The organism is Actinoplanes sp. NPDC048796, from assembly GCF_040650035.1.
In the GTDB taxonomy this organism is placed as follows: domain Bacteria; phylum Actinomycetota; class Actinomycetes; order Mycobacteriales; family Micromonosporaceae; genus Actinoplanes.
Genome location: NZ_JBEZGO010000010.1, coordinates 251,606 through 271,370, shown reverse-complemented (window position 1 = coordinate 271,370; position 19,765 = coordinate 251,606). Strand labels below are relative to the sequence as shown.

The following is a 19,765-nucleotide window of genomic DNA, read 5'->3' as shown; positions in this document are numbered from 1 at the left end:
CATGTGGAAAACCCCGTTCGTCGTCGCCGTGCTCACCCTCGCCGCCTGGGCGGCCTGGCTCGGTTGGGAGAGCGGCTACGTGACCGACCCGTCGACCGAGTCGGTGAGCGGGCCGTACGCGTGGTGGCAGGTCGCCGGATGCGTACTGACCCTCATCGTTCTCGCGGCGGTCGCCGCCCGGTGGGCCCACCCGCTGATGGTGGCGGCGGTGATGACGGTGGTGTTCACCGCCGCCTGGTCGGCGAAGGCGGCCACCTCCGACGAATCCGGCCTCTGGCTGGTCGGCGCGATCCTCGTCGCCGTGGGCCTGGCCGCCGGCTCGGTGGCGGTCGCCTTCGCCGGCCGGTGGCTGGCCCGTACCTAGGCCGGCGTGGCCTCGGCCGCGATGAATTGCCGGTCGTGGTAGACGAGCCGCCCGCCGACCGGCCCGAGGAAGACCTCGTGCACGGACGCGACGACGACTGTCGAATCCCCGACCGGGAGGCGGTGCAGGGGCGTCGCCCGCAGCGAGGCCAGGGCGTGGCGCAGCGCCGGCTCGCCCGTGGGCAGAAAGGTCCAGCCCTGCTCCTCGGTGAACCGCGGGCCGCCGCTGCTGGCGAAATGCCGCGCCACCTCGGCGCTCTCGGGCCCGAGCAGGTTGACGACGAAGCTCTCGGCCTCGAGGAGGGCGTGGGCCGACCTGGTACCCATGGCCGAGAACGACAGGGCCGGCGGATCCACCGACACGGAGGCCACACTCGAGGCGGTCAGCCCGACCGGCCCGGACGGCCCGATGGCGGAGATGACCGCGACCCCGGTCGGATAGCGCCGGAAGGCCGCCTTGAACTGCTCCGCTGTCACAGTGTTTCCTTTGTTGTCCGTGCCACCGCCGCAGCAACGTTAAAACCTGAAGTGGGGTTGAAGTCAATGGCGCCCTTGGACGGCATGAAAGCGCTGGTCATCGGCGGCGGAGGGACGGGCATAGGCCGGGCGATCACGCGGGCCTTCGGTGCCGCGGGGGCCTCGGTCGCGGTCGCCGACATCGACGCCGCCCGCGCCGGGGAGGCGGCGGCCGAGCTCGGCGACCGGGGTCTCGCGCTCAGCGGCGACGTGCGCTCCCGCTCCGACGTCGACGATTTCGTGGCGCGTACGGTCTCCTCGTTCGGCCGCCTGGACACCCTCGTCACGGTGGTCGGGGGTCAGGTGGCGTTCGTGCCCGCGGTCAAGCTGCACGAGATGACCGACGAGGACTGGGATGTGGCGTACGAGATGAACCTGCGCTACGTCGCCCGGGCGGCCCGCGCCGCGATCCGCGCCTTCCTGGCCCAGGGCGGCGGCGGCTCGATCGTCAGCGTCGGCTCGGTGGCCGGCATCATGGCCGCCCCCGAACAGGCCGCGTACGGCGCCGCCAAGGCCGGACTGGCCAGCCTCGCCCGAACGGTGGCGGCCGAGTACGCCGCCGACGGCATCCGCATGAACATCGTCGCGTGCGGCGCGTTCGCGACCGCCGTCGCGAACACGAACCAGGCGGCGGAGGACGTGCCGGAAATCCCCATGCGCCGCCTGGGCGCCCCGGCCGACGCCGCCGCGGCCGCCGTCTACCTGGCCTCCCCGGCCGCCTCCTACGTCACCGGCCAGACCCTCGCCGTCGACGGCGGAGTGACCGTACGCGGCCCGTTCCCCAGCTGAGGCCCTGCTGGCACGATGGGCTGGTGTCTGCCGAAGAGGGATCCACGGTTCGCCGTCGCCGCCTCGGCGCGGAGCTCAGGCGCTGCCGCGAGGCCGCCGGGCTGACCCAGGAGCAGGTCTCGCGCGAGTTCGAGTGGCACGCGGCCAAGGTGACCCGCATCGAGGCCGCGCGGGTTGCGGTGACGGCCCGCGATGTCAAGGACCTCCTCGCCCTCTACGGCGTGGAGGACCGGGAGTACCGCGAGTCTTTGATGCAGCTCGCCCGGTCGCCACGGGAGCGGGCGTGGTGGTGGGAGTATCGCGACATCGTGCGGGCCCACCCGTTCGTCCAGCTCGAAGCCGACGCGTCGGTGATGCACAACTGGGAGCCGGTGGCTGTGCCGGGGCTACTGCAGACCGAGGCGTACATGCGGGCGCTGTTCTCCCTGGTGTACGACAGTCAGCCGGCTCGGGCCGACCGCGCGGTCTCGCTTCGTCTCGGCCGCCAGAGGCGGTTGACCGGGGCACGCCCGCTCACCCTGTTCGCGGTGATGGACGAGTCGGTGATTCATCGGAGAATCGGTGACGGGACCGTGATGACCGAGCAGCTGCACCATCTGGTCGCCATGTCGCGGCTGCCGACCGTGGACGTCCGGATCCGGCCTTTCGACGCCGGCGAGCACGCCCTGCTGGGCACCTCCATGGCGATCCTGGAATTCTCCGGGGCACCCGACCTGGACGTCGTCTACATCGAGCAGTATCGGGGCACGCATCGGTTCGTACGGCAAGCGGCCGAGGTGGCGCAGTGCCGGGACACCTTCGCCCGGCTCGTCACCAGTTGTCTCGACCAGCGGCAGACGGTCGAGCTCATCGAGCGTGTCGCCGGGCTCGGCGGCGGGTCGCGGTTCTGATCAGGATGGCCAGGGCGCGGGAGCGGCTGCTGAGCGTGGTCGCGGACCCCGGGCCGGGGCCCGAACGTGGCGACCGGCCTCAACGGCTTCCGCGGCCAGCGCACGCCCGAGCGGGGCGCGGCGACCGCCCTGCGGCTGGCGGCCCCGCCCGACGGCGGCCCGGCCGGCGCGTTCTTCGGCGGCGCGGGGGTGGTGTCGTGGTGAAGTGATGCATGACGATGGAACGCATGAGAGCGGTGGTCTTGCACGAGGGTGAGCTCGACGTCGCCGACGTTCCCCGTCCGGCGCCCGGGCCGGGCCAGATCCGGTTGCGCGTCACCCGGGCCGGCATCTGCGGTTCCGACCTGCACGTCCGGGTCGACCCGGACGTGAGCGCCGACGTGGCGGCCGAGGTCGGCTACCCCGACTTCATGCGCGCCAAGCAGCGGGTCGTCATGGGTCACGAGTTCACCGGCGCCGTCGACGCCTACGGTCCGGGCTGCCGGCGGCGCTGGCGCCCGGGCCAGGCGGTCGTCGCCCTGCCGCTGATCCGGCACGGCGACGACATCCACATGATCGGTCTGTCGACTCGGGCCCCGGGCGCGTACGCGGAGTACATGCTCGTCGCTGAGGACGCCGCCATGCCGGTGCCGGCGGGCCTGCCGGCGGACCTGGCCGCGCTGACCGAGCCGCTGGCCGTGGCCTACCACGCGGTCCGCCGGGGCCAGGTGTCCCGGCGTGACACCGCGGTGGTCATCGGCTGCGGTCCCATCGGCCTGGCGGTCATCCTGATGCTCAAAGCTTTGGGTGTACGCCACGTCGTGGCCAGCGACTACTCGGCCGGCCGGCGGGAACTCGCGTGGTCGTGCGGCGCCGACGTCGTGGTCGACCCGGCCCTGGAATCCCCGTGGAGCATGCTCGGCACCGGGCCGGTCACATCGGCGCCGGAACTGTACGGCACCGGTTTGGACGCGCTGCACGCCCTGCGTACCGTGCCGGGTCTTCCCTGGTGGTCGGCTCTGAGCGCGGCCCAGCGCCTGGGCGCCGGCCCGCGCGGCGCGGTCGTCTTCGAGTGCGTCGGCGTGCCCGGCGTCATCGAGGAGATCGTGACCCGGGCCCCGTTCCGATCCCGGGTGGTGGTGGTCGGCGTGTGCATGCAACCGGACACGTTCCGCCCCACGATGGCCAGCAACAAGGAGATCGACCTGCGCTTCTCGTTCTGCTACGACCCGGCCGAGTTCCGCGCCACCCTGCACCTGGTCGCCCGCCGCAAACTGGACCCGCGCCCCCTGCTGACCGGCGTGGTCGGCCTCGACGGCGTGGCGGACGCCTTCGACGAGCTGGGCCGGGCCGGCCGGCACGCGAAGATCCTGGTCGACCCGTGGCTGCAATAGGCTGACAGCCATGCGGGTGTCCTTCGGCAGCGACGACGAGAACGACACGACCCGGGCGGTGCTCCAGGCCCTGACCGACGACGGCCACGAGGTGGTACGCCCGTCCTTCGCGACCTGGCCGCAACTGGGCCGGGCCGTCGGATCGGACGTCGTCGAGGGCCGAGCCGACTACGGCGTCGTGATGTGCTGGACCGGCACGGGCACGGCCATCGCCGCCAACAAGGTCCCCGGCGTCCGGGCCGCCCTGGCCTGGGACCCGTGGGTGGCCCGGGGCGCCCGCCTCTGGAACGACGCCAACGTCCTGGCCATGAGCCTGAAACGCCTGGCCCCCGACGTGGCCGTCGAGGTCCTGCGCGCTTTCCTGGCCGAGCCCACCCCCGACCCGGACGAGGCCGAGAACATCAAACGGCTCGGTTGATGCTTACCGCGCCGGCGGTGGCGTGACTCCAACCCGGCGGCCGATTCTCAGACCACATAGCCGTTCTCGAGGTAGACGGCTGTTTCGGCTGCGCGGGCTCGGAGGGCGGCCACGATGCGGCGGGCCAGCAGGCCGGAGAGGCGTTCCTCGGCCTCGCGCTCCGTCGACCAGGCCCAGCCGTGCAACTCCTCGGGTGGTACGCGGATCCGGGTGGCCTGGTCCTCGGTGAGGGTGCCGCCGTCGAAGACGAGCATCACGCCTTCGGTGCGGCCCTCGCGGGGTGGCACCCAGTCGGTGACCAGCAGGCGGCCCGGTTTCAGGGTCAGGGCCAGCTCCTCGGCCAGCTCGCGCGCCACGGCCGCGTGCGGGGACTCGTCCGCCTCCACGACTCCGCCCGGGATTTCCCAGTACGGCTTGTAGGTGGGCTCGACCAGCAGGACCCGGCCGGCGGCGTCGGTCAGGAGGGCGGCGGCCCCCATGCGCTTGCGCGGCAACGTGGCGGTGTAGTCGGTGGAAGTCACCGGGTCAACGTATCGGCTACCGGCACGGCGACTTCACCTGTGCGCTGTGCGGGACGGCGCTCCCGGCGTACTGGAACCTCAGCCGTTTCGATGGTGACGCTTGACGAAGGTGTAGCCGGGGGCCAGCTCGCCCGCGCCGATCTGGGCGTTCTCCACGGCCTGCTCGTGGGCGCTCAGCTGCTTCTCCGACGGGTGGGCGCCGGGCGGCAGGCGGCGCACGAAACCGCGTACCCAATGGTCCCGGCGCTCGGCGCCGTCGCCGTGCTCGCCGTCCTCGTCGGCGAACTCGATCGGCTCGACCAGCGGGGCGTAGAACAGCATGTCGGCCGTCTTCTGGCCGTCGGCCGGCGGGTAGGACGGGTAGCCGGACGAGTCGACGCTGCCCTCGACGCGGGTCAGGAAGCCCTCCCGGATCAGCTGGTCGACGGCGTTGCGCAGCAGGAAGGCGGCCTTCGCGCCGCGGCCCAGCCCGCTCAGGGAACTGACCCGCTCCTCGGGCAGGACGGCGCTGCCGTCCTCGAAGACACGGCCCTGACGCCGTACGGCGTTGAGAACGTGACCGCGGTTGGATTTGCCCGGATCGAACTCGCGCGTCACCACCTTCGGGTCGTACTCGTGGAAGTAGTCGACGCCGTCGACCCGCACCGGTTCGTCCAGCGGCGCGGTCCGTACGACGACGGCGTCCTTGGCCTTGTGCCAGGTGACCGTGACCAGCACGCCCGGGCGCACGTCGGGCGGCCAGGAGATGCCGGTGAACTCCCACTCGACGTCCTGCCGCAGCGTCGACGTGAACTCGGCCCGCACGGCCGTGGTCCCGAGCTGGCGGTGCTCCATCACGACCGTGACGGTCTCGCGGTCCCGCAGCTCACGGACACACTCCTCGGGCGCCGCGCAGACGCCTTCGTCGATGTCCGTCCGCCACAGCGCGAACCGCCGCGTCGCCGTCCTCATCCCAGCCCTCCCCACACCCCGGCCGGGTCGAAGATACCCGCACCCAGGCACAATGCGCCGATGGACCCGACGACGCTGTACCGGCGGGCGCGCCGCTACCTGATGCGGCGCCAGGCCGGCAAGCTCCTGGTGGAGATCGAGCGCCTCGACCCGGACGACCTCCCGCCGGCCGATACCCTGGCCGCCACCCTGCTCGCCTTCCCCGACGAGCTCTTCGTCGCCGAGGTCCGCCACTGGCTGGCCCAACCAGATCTGACCGCCGCGCCGCTTCCGTACCGGCGGGTCCTCACCGCGGAGGAATCAGAGGCTTGGCGTACGGAGGTGCGGCGCCGCTGGGGCGTGAGCGACGCGGGCGTCTGGCACCCCATGCTCGGCGCCGGCGTGCCGCCGGACGTGCTCGTGCTCGACGAGTCGATGTGGGACGGGGAAGGCGCCGCCGAGGTCCGCCGGGTTCTCCGGGAGCTCGGCCGTACGCGCGTGATCGAGCTCCGCGAGGCCGGCGACGTCGACTGCCTGGTCGAGGTGGACGACGACTTCGCCCCTGTCTACACGGGCGCCGAGGGCGTCTGGACCGACCAGTACCACGACTGGATCGCGTACGCCTCCCACGAGTGGACCGTCGCCTTCGGCGGCACGCTGGCCGCCCGCCTCCGCGAATGGCCGGGGGCCGCCGGCCGGAAGTGGCGGATGTGGTCGTGAACGAGCACACGGCGGAGAATGTCATCGCCCGGCTGCTGCAGGCCCTGGCGGAGCAGGTCGCCGCGTCGCCCGGGCTGGCCGAGGCGGCGGCGGAGGCGCTGGCGGACCTCAGCCGAGCCGAATCCGAGACGGTTTTCGGTGAGGCGGGTCTGCTGGTTCACTACGGCGCCGACACGGAGGCGCTCGAGGCCCTGATTCGCGAGATCACGGCCGTGCAGCGCCGCGAGGTCGCGCAGGACGCCCCGCTCCGGCCGGGCGACGAGGTGCGGCTGGTGGGCGAACTGCCGGAGAGCTTGGCCGGGTACGACGGGACGCGGCTCCGGGAGACGACATTCACCGTCCGGTACGTCAGCCGGGCGCCGACCATCGCCATCCAGTCCGACCTGGCCGAGGACTACCTGGTCGCCACCGTCCCGGCCAGCGCGGTGGAACGCCTGCCGACTCGTCGTCGAGGGCCGGGCTGACGACGCATGGGTCGAGGCGGTCAGGTGATGGCGATCAGGACGGCCTGGTTCTCGGCGGCGGCGGCCCGGTAGAAGTCGCGCAGGGTGGTGAAGTTGGGCTCCAGGTAGTGGCCGAAGTCGGTGGGGTCCCAGGCGTCGGGGTAGATCTCGGCCTCGGACAGCGCCTTGGGATTCCAGCGGGCGCGCAGAATGTCGGGGGTGATGGGGGTCAGAGCGTCGGCGACCGCCCGGACCTCGGCGGGGCGCAGGAGGCGCGGTGGGCCGTAGCCGTTGTCGTCGCCGACCACCGTGCCGCCGAGAAGGGCCGAGCCGGCGCCCTCGGTGATGTCCCAGGTGGTGCCGGTGAGCAGGAAATGCAGGGCGTGCCAGGACTTGTCGAGGTCGATCTGGCCGGGGCCGTCGCCGTACAGCAAAGCGTCTATGGCCTCGGGGTCGTCCAGGACGGCCTCGACTTCGTCGTTCGGCAGGCGGCGGCCTACGAATATCATTCCCACGCGGAGAAGGTACAGGCAGCGGGGGGATACGGGGTCAGCGGTGAGACGCCTTTCCGGAACGGTGGCGGTGACGGCGGTGCTGGTGGCGGCGATGGCCGGTCCGGCGTACGCGGCGGCGGCGCCCGAGCGGGTGTGCCGGGTCGGGGACGGCCGGCTCAACGAGATCTCGGGGATGGCGACCACCGAGAACGGTTTCGTGGTCGTCAACGACGGGGCCGACGATCCGGCCGGGCGGCGGATCTTCTTCCTGGACGGGCGCTGCAAGGTGGTGCGGACGGTCGCGTATCCGTCGCGCCCTCGGGACACCGAAGACCTGGCGCTGGGCGCGGACGGCACGGTGTGGGTGGCCGACATCGGGGACAATTCGGCCGTACGGGAGACTGTCGGTCTGTGGCGGCTGGCGCCGGGTGGGCGTAAACCCGAGCTTTTCCGCCTGAGATATCCGGACGGGGCCCACGACGCGGAGGCGTTGCTGCTCAGCCCGGACGGTACGCCGGTCATCGTGACCAAAACGCCGCTGGGGGCGGGGGCGTACGTGCCGGCGGGGCCGCTGAAGAAGACGACGGCGCTGAAGCGGGCCGGCGACGTCCGGCTGCCGATGACCACGACGAGCAATCCGTTCTCGCTGGCCGGGCGACTGGTGATCACCGGAGGGGCGGTGAGCCGGGACGGGACGAGGGCGGTTCTGAGGACGTACGCCGACGCGTTCGAATTCGACGTACGCGACGGGGACGTGGTCGCGGCGATCACCGGGGGAGAGCCTCGCCAGACGGCGTTGCCGGACGAGCCGCAGGGCGAATCGATCGCCTACAGCCGTGACGGCGATGCCCTGCTGACGATCTCGGAGGGCGCTAAACCCGAGATTCTGCGCTATCGGCTGACAAATCCGGCACCTGCCTCGGAGCCCGCGCCGGCTTCGGCGTCCCCGTCGACTCAAGCCGTGAATTCCGCACCAGCGACGGCGGCGGCTCCGGTCTCAGAATCGTCCGCCCGCGTGCCGGTCGGCATCGTGATCACCGGCGCGGTCCTGGCCCTAACCGCGGTCGGGGTCCTGATCGCCCGGCGCAGAAGCCGCGGAACGGGCTAGCCGCGGTCGGGGTCCTGGTCGCCCGGCGCAGAAGCCGCGGAACGGGCTAATCTCCCAGGGCGGCCATGCAGCCCGCTGACAGGAGCAGAAGGACTGTCACGATCACCAGGGCGCGCTCCCACGAGGTCAGGCGGTCCCACAGCCGGGGCCTGGGCTGGCCCGGCCACTCGCGGTCGGAGTGGCGCGGTGTGCGGCGCATCGGGCAAGTCTCCGCGCCTTGATGATCGGCTAGATCGGCATTTCGGACGATGGTGCATCGTCGAAAGAACCAGTTCGGTGCGGTCGGAACCGGGCCGGGGACCGTACCGGACGCCCGAGTAGGGCATTCTGTCCACCATGGATCCCTTGATCGCCACCCTGCACCGCTACCTCCAACAGGCCCGCGAGGCGCTGGTGTGGAAGCTCGACGGCCTTTCCGAGTACGACGCCCGGCGCCCCCTGGTGTCGACCGGCACCAACCTGCTCGGCCTGGTCAAGCACATGGCCGGCGTCGAGGGCGGCTACTTCGGCGAGACGTTCGGCCGCCCGTTCGCCGAGCCGATGCCGTGGATGGACCCGGACGCCGAGTGGAACGCCGACATGTGGGCCACCCCGGAGGAGTCCCGGGAGGCCATCATCGCCCTGTACCGCCGGGTGTGGGCACACTCCGACGAGACCATCGCCGCCCTGCCGGTCGACGGCCCCGGCCGGGTCTCGTGGTGGGGCGACGAGCCGGTGACCCTGCACCAGATCCTGGTCCACGTGACCGCCGAGACCCACCGCCACGCCGGCCACGCCGACATCGTCCGCGAGCTCATCGACGGCGCGGCCGGCGTCCGCGAGGGCCTGTCCAACCTCCCACCGGCCGAGCGCGACTGGTGGCCCGGCTACCGCGACCGCCTGGAGAAGGCCGCGCAGACCTTCCAGCGTTAGGCGGTCGCCACGTAGTAGGCCACCCGAACCTCGCGGGTCGTCAGGCCGCCGGTCTCCTTGCCCGTGCGGACCGTCCAGGACTTGCCGGACTGGTTGATCCCGGTCCGGCTGCTCCGGCCGGCCCACACCACCAGACCGCCGTCGCAGCTGTGGAAGCCGACGAGGTCCGGGTTCTCCTCCTGAACGCCCCAGCTGCCGCCGTTACGGATCCGGCACTTCGCCCCGTTGTCGAGGTCGAGGCGGAGGGGAGCCGGCGTGCCGCTGTGTTCCGCCGGTCCGGTCGGTGACGCCGCGCCGCCGGTTGCGCCCTCCATCCGGTATCGCACCACCCTTCGGCTCATCGGATCGCTCAGGCACAGCATCGAAGCTCGCCCGGTCTCCACCCAGCGGGCGTCGGCCATCGCCGCGCTGGGGCTGCAGAAGTAGATGTCGCCCTTCTTCGCGACCGGGCTGGCGATGTTGTAGCTACAGTCGACGCCGCCCGCGTTCGTGTCGTCCACGACGCTCCATCCCGGGGCCACCTCGCCGCCGGCCGTCACCGGCGTCAGGTCGCGGACCGTCGTGCCCGGCGCCAGCCGGCCGAGGTATTGCTTGAGGGCGGCGGCCGCGTGATCCAGCGCCGGCCCGTGCTCGGTGACCTTGATGTGGCCGCACCCGGCGGTCAGCGTGGCGACACCGAGATAGACGGCCAGCGCCGGGGTCATCGTGCCTTCGATCAGCCCGTCCAGCGCGTTTTCGTCGAACTTCAGCTCGGCGATGGCACCGGCCAGCGGGCCGACGAGGGTGGGGGCGGCGATCCGCAGCATCGCGTCGTTCGTGATGGTGCAGCTTTCGCTGTTCAGTCGCACCTGCTGCCAGACCTTGGCCACGGCGGTATTACCGAACGGGCTTCCGAGGTACGGGGTATCGAACGTGACCAGACCGCCGACGCGATCCCGCACCCGGTCGTTCTGGGCGGCGTACAGCGACGCCAGTCCGCCCATCGAATGCCCGACCAGAATGACCTTGCGGTCACCACCACTCTTCTTGCCGTACGCCTCGGAGACCGCGGCAATGTACTCGGCCAGGCAGCCGGCCACGAGCCGGTCGGCCGCCCAGGTGGTGCTGTTGTCGCCGTAGTCGAAGTAGAACGGCTGGATGCGCTTCCCGGTGCGCTTCTCGAGTTCCCGGCCGGTGCCCCGTCAGCGCGCCCCGGATCCTCATGCGGCCGGCCGCCCGTCCACGAGCATCCACTGCGGCCCGAGATGGGCCAGCGTGAACGTCCATTCCGCATCGGTACCGGCGGGCGGCGTGGCGACCCGTCCCCGTACCCGGGCGGTCCTCCCGTCGAGATAGCGAAAGCTGCCGAGGTCGAATGTGATGGACCCCAGCGAGGCCAGCTGCCCGGCCGCGGCCGGTTCCAGCGCCTGTCCCGGCGGCACGGCCAGCGCGCGGCGGAGTTGCGCTTCGTCACCGGAGGTCAGTTGCTTCGACAACGCCGTCGCATGGGCACTGTCGAGCGGCGCCGCGCTGGCCGCCACGCTCGGGACCGCGACCGGCTTGCCGGCGGTCACGTGGTCGTCGCGCAGAAGCCCCCACCCCACGACGGCGGCCGCCGCGACCACCACCACGCCGCCCCCGGCGAGTCCTTTGGCTCCGAATGCCACCGCGCCTCCGAACTGTCAGACGATCCCGTCCGGCCCGACGCTAACGTTCCGCTTGCTGGCATGAATCGGCCCAACGACCGGCGGCCCACTCCGCCCGCGCTACTCGCCTCTGACGTTCAGCGCTCGCCCGCCGCCCATTCGGCCGAACCCGTTCGGTTCCCGCCCAGCTCGGATCCGCTGCGCGACGAGAAGTCTCACGTCCAGAACCCGGGCGGGAGGTTTTCGGTTTCCTGGGCCGACTGTTCCAGGTTGGCGGCGACAGGGAGGAGGGCGATCGCCGCCGGGTCGCCGGAGTCGGCCAGCTGGCGCATGACCGCGGACTGGCGGCGGGTCCGGGTGACGATGACGGCGCCGAAGGATGAGCGGTCGCCCTCGTAGCCGTAGGCGTCCAGCAGGAGGTGCAGGCGGCGTGAGCGGTCGGCGTCCCCAGGCCGGCCACGGAACCCGGCCGCCGATCACCTCGCCGGGCAGGTACCCGAGGATTTCGCGGCCCTCGCCGTCGAAGCCGAGGGCCCGTGGGGCACCCTCGAAGCCCACGCTTTCCAAGTGGCGCAGCAGCGCGTGCACGGTCGCCGTCCACGGCGATGCTCGCTTGTGGACCGCGTCACCGACGCGGGTCGCGCCGACGGTGTTGCCGCCCGGGAGAACTTCCTCGTTCACCGTTGTTTTCCATCGGATTCCGGGCCGGGGCGACACCGAATTCCGGCCCTTGTGGATCAGTCAGACCACCGTGACAGATCTAGGACAGATCAAGCTTATAGATGCATCTGCATGTTTCGCTCCCGGAGGTCATCTCACGGGGAGGTCATCGAACATGTCGTATGCGCGTCGTTTCGCGCGGGCCCGCTGGCTGGCGGGCTTCAGCGCCTTTCTTCTGGTCGGAACACTGGCGCCGCCGGCGTCGGTGCCGGCCCTCGCCGATCCCGGCGACGTTCCTCAGGTCACCGCGGGACAGGGGCCGCAGCAGCGCGGAGTCCCGGCCGGCGCCGCCGGCGAGGTCGCCCTGGCCGAGAATGAGCGGCCTCCGGTCGTACCGCCGCTGGTCGAAGCCGGCGGCAAAGCCGAGAAAATAGGCAAGGCCGCACTCGCCCGGGCCGCTGCGGCGGCGCCGGGCGAAGCTTTTGTGGATGTGTTGCTGCGGCCCGGATTCGTGGTCGGCGACACCTCGCTCGTCACCTACTTCAACCTCAAGGACCAAGGGTTCGACTCGTGGCGGGTCGACCTGTACGACACCGAGTCGCAGACCAAGCAGGAATCGGCGGTGCTCGGCCGCGACAAGCTCGGCAACGACGGCTGCGGCGAGCTGCGCAGCTACTGCAAGTCGCTGGGCGCCGAGGAGGGCTGGCAGCTCGACGCGACGAAGAGCTACTTCGTCACCATCACGGGGCTCTACCCGGACGGCGAGGTGCCGTCGGCCAACTCGGAGAACGCGCAACCGCGGACGACCATCGACCCGCCCGCCATCCCGGACCGGCAGGCCGCCGGTTGCGGGTGCTCGGCCGCGCTGGGCATGACCAACGCCAGCCAAGCGGTGCGCGCGATCGGCGTCAACACCGGCACCGGCGGGTTCACCCTCACCGAGGGCGACCTGTCGATGGTCTCGTTCGGCGTCCCGTTCGGCTCGACCCGCGGGTACTCGTCGCTCAACACCGGCGCCTCGGCCTTCGGGCCGGGCTGGGCCTGGGTGTACGACCTGAAGGTCACCCCGGTCGACGGTGGTGTCCTGGTCCGCGCCGAGGACGGTTCGGACACGGTGTTCAAGGCCGACGGCGCCGGATACGTACGGCCGCCGGGTGTGCGGTCGACGCTGCGCCGGGCCGGCGACGGCTGGGAGCTGGTAACCCGCGAGAACATCGTGTTCGCCTTCGACGCCCAGGGCCGGCTCACCTCGATCCTCAACCCGCGTCAGGTGGGCCTGCGGTTCGCGCACGCCGACACCGGCATCACGGTCACCGACGCCTCCGGGCGCAAGGCCGTGGCCAAGACGGCCGGCGGGCTGATCCAGTCGATCACGCTGCCGGACGGGCGTAAGACCCAGTACTTCTACACCGACGGCCTGCTGACCAAGGTGATCGACGCCGCCGGCCAGATCTGGCAGTACCGGTACAACGCCGCCCGCCTGCTCACCCAGGCCGTCGACCCGCGCAAGGTGGTGACGTTCACCAACGAGTACGGCGCCACCGGCCGGGTCACCCGGCAGCTGGACGCGCTGGGCGCGGCCACGACGTTCGAGTGGAACGCGGCCAAGCAGGAGGCGAAGACCACCGACGCCGACAACGTGGTCGTCTGGGACGGCTACAAGGGCAACGTGCTGCTGCACTCGCAGCGCGGCAACGGCGACACCAACAATCACCGGTACGACTCGACGCTGAACCGCAACCTGGTCGTCAACGGCAACCAGAACCAGCACGAGTCGCAGTACGACGCGGCCGGCAACCTGATCGAGCAGTTCGCGCCGGGCCGGAAATTCAGCACCAAGACCCAGTACGACGCCCGCAACAACCCGACCACCCACGTCGACGCCGACGGGCAGACGTGGAAGGACGAGTACAACCAGTTCGACGAGCTCATCAAGAGCACCGACCCCGAGAACCACTCGATCACCTACACGTACGACGACCGGGGCCGGCCGCTGACCGTCACCGACCGGCTGGGCAAGGTCTCCAAGCTGGAGAACATCCCGAACGGTGAAGTGAACGCCGGTCTGACCAAGGCCACCGTCTCGCCCGAGGGCCGGCGGATGGAGTACGGCTACGACGAGGTCGGCCGCAAGGTCACGGAGACCGATCCGCGGGGCACCGTGGCCGGCGCCAAGCGGGAGAACTACACCACCCGCTCGGTCTACGACGAGCTCGACCGCATGGTCGCCGTCTACCAGCCGTCCAAGAAGAATCCGGAGATCAGCGAGTACGACGCGGCCGGCCGGCTGAAGAAGTCGACGACGGCGGGCGGGGTGTCCACCTCGTACACCTACTTCGACAACGGCCTGCCCAAGGCGACCTTCGAGGCGCGCCGCACGCTGCTCTACACGTACACGCCGGCCGGCCGGCGGGCCACGGCCGCGATCGACATGAAGCACGAGGCCGACCTGGTCACGAGCTGGACGTACAACGTCAAGGGCCTGGTCGAGTCGGTCACCTCGCCGCGCGGCAATGTGCCCGGGGCGACCAAGGCCGACTTCACCACGAGCTACAAGTACGACCACAACGACAACCTGATCCAGATGCGCCGGCCGTACCCGAACGGCCAGGTGGTCGTGAAGGACTTCAAGGTCGACGACCTCGATCGCAGCGTCGAGACGGTCGACGAGTTCGGCAAGTCCTCGACGTCGCAGCGGGCCAACAGTGGCCTGGTCACCGGCACCAGGGACAGCCTGGGCCGGACCGCGGCGATGGAGTACGACAAGACGGGCCGGCAGACCGGCATCACGGACTCGGGCGGGGCGCGGACCAAGACCGAGTACGACGCGGCCGGCCACAAGATCAAGGAGATCTCGCCGACCGGCGGCATCACCACGTTCACGTACACCGACGACGGTCTGATGGCCTCGGTCACCGAGCCGCGCGGCAACGTCGAGGGGGCCGACAAAGAGCGGTTCACCTCGCATTTCGAGTACGACCTGGCCGGCAACCCGGTCAAGAGCGTCGACGCGCTGGACAACGTCAGCACGACGAAGTTCGACGCGCTGAACCGGACGGTCTCCACCACCGACGCCAACGGTCACGTCACCCGCTACACCTACAACGACGACGACCAGCCGCGGACGGTCACCGCGCCGAACGCCGAGTTCGACTCGGACGATCCGGAAGAGGACTCGACTCTCTACCGGTACGGCGAGGACGGCGCGCTGTCCTCGATCACCGACCCCAAGGGCAACACGACCTCGGTCTACTACGACGAGGCGGGGCGGCTGCTGCGCACCAGCGACCCGATCGGGCGCAGCACGTACGCGAAGTACGACGCCGACGGCAACCGGATCCAGACGCTGACCGTCGGGGACGACGACGACCTCGACGACCTCAGCCCGGCCGAGATCGCCCAGCGGACCATCGTCGACGAGTACGACATCGTCAACCGCCTGGCCAAGCGCACGCTCGGCACCGGCGGCCCGGTCTACCAGTGGGGCTACGACGCCAAGGACCGGACCACCTCCTACGGTGACCCGACCGGCGTCCGCTCGGTCGTCTACGACGACGAGGACCAGATCAAGTCGGTCACCCGCAAGGAGGCCGGCCGCGCCGACGAGACCTTCTCGTACGACTACGACGCGCGCGGCAACATCAAGAGCCGGCAGTACCCGGACGGCACCACGGTGGCGTACGACTACGACGCGGCCAGCCGGATCACCAAGCAGACCGCGGCCGGCGCCACCTGGTCCTTCGGCTACGACGTGGCCGGCCGGCGGACCACCACCACGCTGCCCGGCGCGACCGGCCTGGCCGAGAAGCGGGTCTACGACGACGCGGGCCGGCTCACCTCGATCGGCACCGAGCGCACCGGGGCGGCCGTGCCCGGCGTACAGGACCCGGTCTCCAAGTACGACCTGACGCTGGACAAGGTCGGCAACCCGAGCCGGGTGGTCACCACCCGCGGCGGGGTCGCCGAGTCGGTCGCCTACAGCTACGACGAGGCGGACCAGGTCCTCTCGGCCTGCTACGGCGTGGCGTCCTGCACCGACAAGACGGTCAAGCCGGTCGGCCGGATCGACTACCGGTACGACCTGAACGGCAACCGCACCAAGCAGGTCCGCACCGGCACGGCCGGCAACGACGAGACCGAGTACGAGTACGACGACGCCGACCAGCTCACCGAGGAGGAGGTCGAGGGCCCGTCGCACGAGCGGGAGACCGAGTACCGGTACGACGACCGCGGCAACCAGATCAAGGCCGGTGGCGACAAGTTCGAGTACAACCTCGACAACAGCCTGGCCAAGGCCACACTGGCGTCGGGGCAGTCGACCACGTTCACCTACGACGCGAGCGGGCTGCGGCAGTCCTCGACGTCGGCCTTCAAGCAGCAGACCTCGACGCAGCGCTGGTCGTGGGACGTGGCCGGCACGCTGCCGCAGATCGCCATCGACACCGTCGAGCAGGGCGGCGCGGTCACCGAGAAGCGCGGCTTCACGTACGGGCCCGACGACGAGCCCCTGGCGCTGCTCGACCCGGCGAGCGGGGTCCACGCGTACACCCACGACTGGCTGGGCGGCACGGCGAACCTGCTGGCGCCGAACGGCACGCTGGAGAAGGGATACGACTACGACCCGTTCGGCAAGCCGCGGGTCGGCCCCACCCTGGCCGGGCAGCAGCTGCCGGGCGAGAGCATCGAGAACCCGCTGCAGTACGCCGGCGCCTACCAGGACAACACCTCGGGCGACGGCAACTACTTCCTGCGGGCCCGTAACTACAACCCGGGCACCGGCCGGTTCGACAGCCGGGACCCGATGCCCACCGGGCCGGGCGCCGGCTCGGCCTACACGTACGCCGCGAACAACCCGGTGGCGTACAGCGACCCGACCGGTCTGGTGCCGGACGCCGGGCCCACCACCACGTCGGCGACGCCGGCGGCCGCACAGGGCCCGTCGCCGGAGGATCTGGCCAAGGCCAACCAGCTGCAGTCCAAGAGCACGCTCGACGTGATCCTGGAGGCCGGCGGGCAGATCCTGATGGAGTTCCTCGGGATCAACGACATCCTCAACTGCCTCAAGGGCGACCTGGTCGCCTGCGTCTCGATGGTCGTCGGGGCGCTGCCCTGGGGCAAGATCTTCAAGGCCAAGAAGATCGCCGAGGCGATCTACAAGGCCGGCAAGGCCGTGGTCACCTTCTTCCAGGAGCTGAAGTGGGCCAAGGCGATCATCAAGGGCGCCGAGGACGCGGCCAAGGCGGCCAAGGAAGCGGCGGCGGCAGCGGCCAAGGCGGCGGCCGACAAGGCGGCGGCGGCCAAGGCGGCCGCCGAGAGAGCGGCCAAGAAGGCGGCGGCCGAAGCCCAGGCCAAGGCGAAAGCCCTGGCCGCCAAGGCGAAGGCCAAGACGAAGAAGGACGCGGGCGACGGGGCCTCCTGCCCGATCCCGGTCCGGCACAGCTTCGTCGCCGGCACCACGGTGCTGCTGGCCGACGGCACCAGCAAGCCGATCGAGGAGGTGGAGCCGGGCGACACCGTCCAGGCGACCGACCCGGAGACCGGTGAGACGGGTGACCGGCAGGTCACGCACACCATCCGCACCGACGACGACAAGGAGTTCGTCGACGTCACGGTGGCCGACGCCGGCGAGGACGGCGCCGACCACACGATCACCGCGACCGAGCACCACCCGTTCTGGTCTCAGACCCGCCAGAAGTGGGTGGACGCGGGCGACCTGCGCGAGGGCGAGCTCCTGCGCACGTCGGCCGGCACGTACGTCCAGGTTTCGGCGGTCCGGTCGTACGAGCACCGGGAGATCACGTACGACCTCACCGTCGACGGCCTGCACACGTACTACGCGGTAGCCGGCGAAATCCCCGTACTCGTCCACAACAACAACTGCGGAAACGCCAGCCCCAACGCCCGGGACCACGTCGAATGGGTCGGCGAGGGACCGGACATGCGTACCGGCCCGCGGGCCCGGCCGGCGCAGCAGAGGGCGTACGAATACGAGTCGGGGGTGTCGGGTGCCCGCTCGGACATCGCCACCGGCCGGGCGCAGGTGCCCCGCCTGTCGATGCCCGGACGGGACGGAGACGTCACGGCGAAGTTCGACGGCATCGACGGCAACGAGGTCATCGACCGCAAGAACGGTGTTCTTCCGTGGACGTCGGACTCTATGATCGACGAGGCCAGGCGCCAGGCGGGAACGTCCGCATATCACGGACTGCAGGCGGTCTGGGAAGTTCCCAACGCCAACGTGATGGCTCAGGCCCAGCGATGGCTCAGCGACGCCGGCGTCTCCAACATCAATGTGAGGATAGCCCCGTAATGAACGTCGATCCCATCATTCTGGCCATGGTGAGCTGCGTGCAGATGCTCGACACCGCGGAGCCGGACGAAGTCGATTCGAGCTTCGCCGTGAAGGTGCAAGAGGTGATGGGGGAGTACCTGACGGAGATCGATCGCTCCGACGAGCCGGAGTTGCGGGCCACGCTGCTCCGGCTGGCGGGAGAGGTCTCCGCCCGGGAACCTGAGATCGCGAAGCATCTGACGCGGTGGGCCAGGAACCTCAGCGATTCCTGACGATCCGTGATGGGGGATTTATCGGCGCCCTTCCCGTTCCGGCGGGAAGGGCGCCTCTCGCGCATCGTGAACTGTTAGCACCCACCTCACATCGGCCCCGCGAGACTGACCCGGCGTCGTCCAGCGTGGACCGTGAGTGAGGAAGGTGGTCGCCATGCGCGTACATACTCTGCTGGCCGCCGTCGTGGCCGGGGCGCTGATCGCGCCGGCCGGGGCGCAGGCCGCGATCCGGAAACCGAGTCTCGACACCTCGTTCGCCCTGACCGGGGTGGCCTACGACGACTTCGGGCCGGGGGACGAGATCACCGCCCTGGCGGTGCAGCCGGACGGGAAGATCATCGCGATGTCGCCCGGTAACGCCGACTTCAACCTGCTGCGCCTGACGCCCGACGGCTTTCCCGACCCGTCCTTCGGCGTCTGGGGGCGGGTCAGCACCGATGTCGAGTCCAGCGGTTACTGGAACTATCCGTCGGCGCTCGCCCTGCTGGCGGACGGGCGGATCGTCGTGGGTGGCTCCGTCAGTCCCGAGGGTCATCAGCTTCCCCTGCTGGTGACGTACGCCGGTGACGGCACCGTGCTGAGCACGATCCGGCCCGACCTGGGGCAGGGCGTGACCGATGCCCGGGTGACCGGGCTGTCGGCGCTGGCCGGCGGCAAGCTGCTCGTCGCGTTCGACGCGGCCACCGAGGACGGCAGCGCCCCGCCCGTGCTCACCCGGCTGCTGCCGGACGGCACGCCCGACGCCACGTTCGGCACCGGCGGGGTGGTGCGGGCCGACGTCGGCGAGCGCGACTTCGACCAGGTGAACGGCATGGCTGTCGCCCCGGACGGCCGCATCGTGGTGAGCGGCTCGACCATGTGGTGGAGCACCCTGCCCGAGCCCACCGGCGACATCATGCTGGCCCGGTTCACCCCGAACGGCGCCCTCGACCCCTCCTTCGGCAACGGCGGCCGGGTGACCCGCGACATCACCGGGCCGCAGGGCATCGACGGCGGTGGCGGGCCGACGGTCACCGCCGACGGGCGCGTCCTGGTGACCGCGTGGACGCAGAAGGACGACACCCGGCGTACAGCCCTGCTGCGTTTCCTGCCGAACGGCCGCCCCGACCGCAGCTTCGACCGCGACGGCCTCGTGACCACCGCCTTCGGCCGGCTCAACTCACCGGTCGTCGGCGCCGGCGGCCGCATCACGGTCACCGGTGAACAGAACGACGACGTCCTGCTCGCCGAGTTCCGCGCGGACGGCCGGCTGCTCTGGTCGGACACCACCGACGTCGACGGCGGCCGAGAGCGCGGCAGCACACTGGTGGCCCAGCCCGACGGAAAACTCCTCGTCGGCGGCCTGGGCCAGACGGAGTCGGTGGCGGTCTTCCGCTTCAACCGATGAGTTCCCCCGCTCAGCCTTTCCGGACGGACGCTCTTCATGTGGTGTACGGGGT

Annotated in this window: 19 protein-coding genes and 2 pseudogenes; 13 read left to right on the top strand and 8 right to left on the bottom strand. The window is 70.8% G+C overall.

Going from position 1 to position 19,765, the window contains the following annotated elements; all coding sequences use genetic code 11:
• Position 1: 1 nt before the first annotated feature.
• A complete protein-coding gene (locus AB0C26_RS34210) occupies positions 2 to 364 on the top strand; it encodes a hypothetical protein (RefSeq protein ID WP_360256054.1) in 363 nt (120 codons plus the stop codon).
• Here AB0C26_RS34210 and AB0C26_RS34205 read toward each other — a convergent pair.
• Entirely contained in the window at positions 361 to 840 is a 480-nt protein-coding gene (locus AB0C26_RS34205) for a flavin reductase family protein (protein ID WP_360256051.1), read from the bottom strand. The two genes, AB0C26_RS34210 and AB0C26_RS34205, sit on opposite strands and share 4 nt — an antisense overlap.
• A gap of 84 nt (positions 841 to 924) precedes the next feature.
• Between AB0C26_RS34205 and AB0C26_RS34200 the strand changes: the two genes are divergently transcribed.
• The 5 genes and pseudogenes from AB0C26_RS34200 (at position 925) to AB0C26_RS34180 (ending at position 4,349) form a co-directional block, all read left to right on the top strand.
• The gene (locus tag AB0C26_RS34200; RefSeq protein WP_360256104.1) at positions 925 to 1,668 is read left to right on the top strand and encodes an SDR family oxidoreductase; all 744 of its coding nucleotides are present in this window, start codon (positions 925 to 927) and stop codon (positions 1,666 to 1,668) included.
• Between the two features lie 23 nt (positions 1,669 to 1,691).
• Positions 1,692 to 2,558, top strand: a complete 867-nt coding sequence (locus tag AB0C26_RS34195) for a helix-turn-helix transcriptional regulator (RefSeq protein ID WP_360256048.1) — start codon at positions 1,692 to 1,694, stop codon at positions 2,556 to 2,558.
• A gap of 66 nt (positions 2,559 to 2,624) precedes the next feature.
• Positions 2,625 to 2,762: pseudogene (locus tag AB0C26_RS34190) on the top strand (dehydrogenase); the annotation flags it as partial.
• A gap of 23 nt (positions 2,763 to 2,785) precedes the next feature.
• Positions 2,786 to 3,931, top strand: a complete 1,146-nt coding sequence (locus AB0C26_RS34185) for a zinc-binding dehydrogenase (RefSeq protein WP_360256044.1) — start codon at positions 2,786 to 2,788, stop codon at positions 3,929 to 3,931.
• 10 nt (positions 3,932 to 3,941) lie between these two features.
• Entirely contained in the window at positions 3,942 to 4,349 is a 408-nt protein-coding gene (locus tag AB0C26_RS34180; protein ID WP_360256041.1) for an RpiB/LacA/LacB family sugar-phosphate isomerase, read from the top strand.
• A gap of 47 nt (positions 4,350 to 4,396) precedes the next feature.
• On the opposite strand, the gene AB0C26_RS34175 is transcribed toward AB0C26_RS34180, so the two are convergent.
• Entirely contained in the window at positions 4,397 to 4,870 is a 474-nt protein-coding gene (locus AB0C26_RS34175; RefSeq protein ID WP_360256039.1) for an NUDIX hydrolase, read from the bottom strand.
• Positions 4,871 to 4,948: 78 nt separating this feature from the next.
• On the bottom strand, positions 4,949 to 5,821 hold the full coding sequence (locus tag AB0C26_RS34170; RefSeq protein ID WP_360256038.1) for a hypothetical protein: 873 nt from the start codon (positions 5,819 to 5,821) through the stop codon (positions 4,949 to 4,951).
• Between the two features lie 60 nt (positions 5,822 to 5,881).
• Here AB0C26_RS34170 and AB0C26_RS34165 point away from each other — a divergent pair, with 60 nt between their 5' ends.
• Positions 5,882 to 6,520, top strand: coding sequence for a hypothetical protein (locus AB0C26_RS34165; protein ID WP_360256036.1), 639 nt, complete (start codon positions 5,882 to 5,884; stop codon positions 6,518 to 6,520).
• Entirely contained in the window at positions 6,517 to 6,984 is a 468-nt protein-coding gene (locus AB0C26_RS34160) for a hypothetical protein (protein ID WP_360256034.1), read from the top strand. The genes AB0C26_RS34165 and AB0C26_RS34160 overlap by 4 nt, the downstream gene beginning before the upstream one ends.
• Before the next feature lie 20 nt (positions 6,985 to 7,004).
• Here AB0C26_RS34160 and AB0C26_RS34155 read toward each other — a convergent pair whose 3' ends face one another.
• Positions 7,005 to 7,472, bottom strand: coding sequence for a YfbM family protein (locus AB0C26_RS34155; RefSeq protein ID WP_360256102.1), 468 nt, complete (start codon positions 7,470 to 7,472; stop codon positions 7,005 to 7,007).
• A 46-nt stretch (positions 7,473 to 7,518) separates the two neighbouring features.
• Between AB0C26_RS34155 and AB0C26_RS34150 the strand changes: the two genes are divergently transcribed.
• Positions 7,519 to 8,565: a hypothetical protein gene (locus tag AB0C26_RS34150; RefSeq protein ID WP_360256032.1), complete on the top strand. Its 1,047-nt coding sequence runs from the start codon at positions 7,519 to 7,521 to the stop codon at positions 8,563 to 8,565.
• Between the two features lie 46 nt (positions 8,566 to 8,611).
• Here the strand turns inward: AB0C26_RS34150 and AB0C26_RS34145 are convergent, their stop codons facing one another.
• Complete coding sequence (locus AB0C26_RS34145; protein ID WP_360256029.1) at positions 8,612 to 8,764, bottom strand: hypothetical protein; 153 nt, start codon at positions 8,762 to 8,764, stop codon at positions 8,612 to 8,614.
• A gap of 137 nt (positions 8,765 to 8,901) precedes the next feature.
• Here AB0C26_RS34145 and AB0C26_RS34140 point away from each other — a divergent pair, with 137 nt between their 5' ends.
• Positions 8,902 to 9,477: a DinB family protein gene (locus AB0C26_RS34140; protein ID WP_360256027.1), complete on the top strand. Its 576-nt coding sequence runs from the start codon at positions 8,902 to 8,904 to the stop codon at positions 9,475 to 9,477.
• On the opposite strand, the gene AB0C26_RS34135 is transcribed toward AB0C26_RS34140, so the two are convergent.
• From AB0C26_RS34135 to AB0C26_RS34125, 3 genes and pseudogenes are all read right to left on the bottom strand, one after another.
• Complete coding sequence (locus tag AB0C26_RS34135) at positions 9,474 to 10,616, bottom strand: alpha/beta fold hydrolase (protein WP_360256100.1); 1,143 nt, start codon at positions 10,614 to 10,616, stop codon at positions 9,474 to 9,476. The two genes, AB0C26_RS34140 and AB0C26_RS34135, sit on opposite strands and share 4 nt — an antisense overlap.
• A 60-nt stretch (positions 10,617 to 10,676) precedes the next feature.
• The gene (locus AB0C26_RS34130) at positions 10,677 to 11,123 is read right to left on the bottom strand and encodes a hypothetical protein (RefSeq protein WP_360256024.1); all 447 of its coding nucleotides are present in this window, start codon (positions 11,121 to 11,123) and stop codon (positions 10,677 to 10,679) included.
• Between the two features lie 459 nt (positions 11,124 to 11,582).
• Positions 11,583 to 11,783: pseudogene (locus tag AB0C26_RS34125) on the bottom strand (aminoglycoside phosphotransferase family protein); the annotation flags it as partial.
• 154 nt (positions 11,784 to 11,937) lie between these two features.
• Here AB0C26_RS34125 and AB0C26_RS34120 point away from each other — a divergent pair.
• From AB0C26_RS34120 to AB0C26_RS34110, 3 genes are all read left to right on the top strand, one after another.
• On the top strand, positions 11,938 to 18,072 hold the full coding sequence (locus AB0C26_RS34120; protein WP_360256022.1) for a polymorphic toxin-type HINT domain-containing protein: 6,135 nt from the start codon (positions 11,938 to 11,940) through the stop codon (positions 18,070 to 18,072).
• Positions 18,072 to 18,326, top strand: coding sequence for a hypothetical protein (locus tag AB0C26_RS34115; protein WP_360256019.1), 255 nt, complete (start codon positions 18,072 to 18,074; stop codon positions 18,324 to 18,326). The genes AB0C26_RS34120 and AB0C26_RS34115 overlap by 1 nt, the downstream gene beginning before the upstream one ends.
• A gap of 154 nt (positions 18,327 to 18,480) precedes the next feature.
• Positions 18,481 to 19,713, top strand: a complete 1,233-nt coding sequence (locus tag AB0C26_RS34110) for a delta-60 repeat domain-containing protein (RefSeq protein ID WP_360256017.1) — start codon at positions 18,481 to 18,483, stop codon at positions 19,711 to 19,713.
• Positions 19,714 to 19,765 lie beyond the last annotated feature (52 nt).

What these genes read in the sequence shown, in the direction of transcription:
- AB0C26_RS34210 (WP_360256054.1), top strand. Translation starts at nt 2, where the DNA reads ATGTGGAAAACCCCGTTCGTCGTCGCCGTGCTCACCCTCGCCGCCTGG.
- AB0C26_RS34200 (WP_360256104.1), top strand. Translation starts at nt 925, where the DNA reads ATGAAAGCGCTGGTCATCGGCGGCGGAGGGACGGGCATAGGCCGGGCG.
- AB0C26_RS34185 (WP_360256044.1), top strand. Translation starts at nt 2,786, where the DNA reads ATGAGAGCGGTGGTCTTGCACGAGGGTGAGCTCGACGTCGCCGACGTT.
- AB0C26_RS34180 (WP_360256041.1), top strand. Translation starts at nt 3,942, where the DNA reads ATGCGGGTGTCCTTCGGCAGCGACGACGAGAACGACACGACCCGGGCG.
- AB0C26_RS34170 (WP_360256038.1), bottom strand. Translation starts at nt 5,821, where the DNA reads ATGAGGACGGCGACGCGGCGGTTCGCGCTGTGGCGGACGGACATCGAC.
- AB0C26_RS34165 (WP_360256036.1), top strand. Translation starts at nt 5,882, where the DNA reads ATGGACCCGACGACGCTGTACCGGCGGGCGCGCCGCTACCTGATGCGG.
- AB0C26_RS34155 (WP_360256102.1), bottom strand. Translation starts at nt 7,472, where the DNA reads ATGATATTCGTAGGCCGCCGCCTGCCGAACGACGAAGTCGAGGCCGTC.
- AB0C26_RS34145 (WP_360256029.1), bottom strand. Translation starts at nt 8,764, where the DNA reads ATGCGCCGCACACCGCGCCACTCCGACCGCGAGTGGCCGGGCCAGCCC.
- AB0C26_RS34140 (WP_360256027.1), top strand. Translation starts at nt 8,902, where the DNA reads ATGGATCCCTTGATCGCCACCCTGCACCGCTACCTCCAACAGGCCCGC.
- AB0C26_RS34120 (WP_360256022.1), top strand. Translation starts at nt 11,938, where the DNA reads ATGTCGTATGCGCGTCGTTTCGCGCGGGCCCGCTGGCTGGCGGGCTTC.
- AB0C26_RS34115 (WP_360256019.1), top strand. Translation starts at nt 18,072, where the DNA reads ATGAACGTCGATCCCATCATTCTGGCCATGGTGAGCTGCGTGCAGATG.
- AB0C26_RS34110 (WP_360256017.1), top strand. Translation starts at nt 18,481, where the DNA reads ATGCGCGTACATACTCTGCTGGCCGCCGTCGTGGCCGGGGCGCTGATC.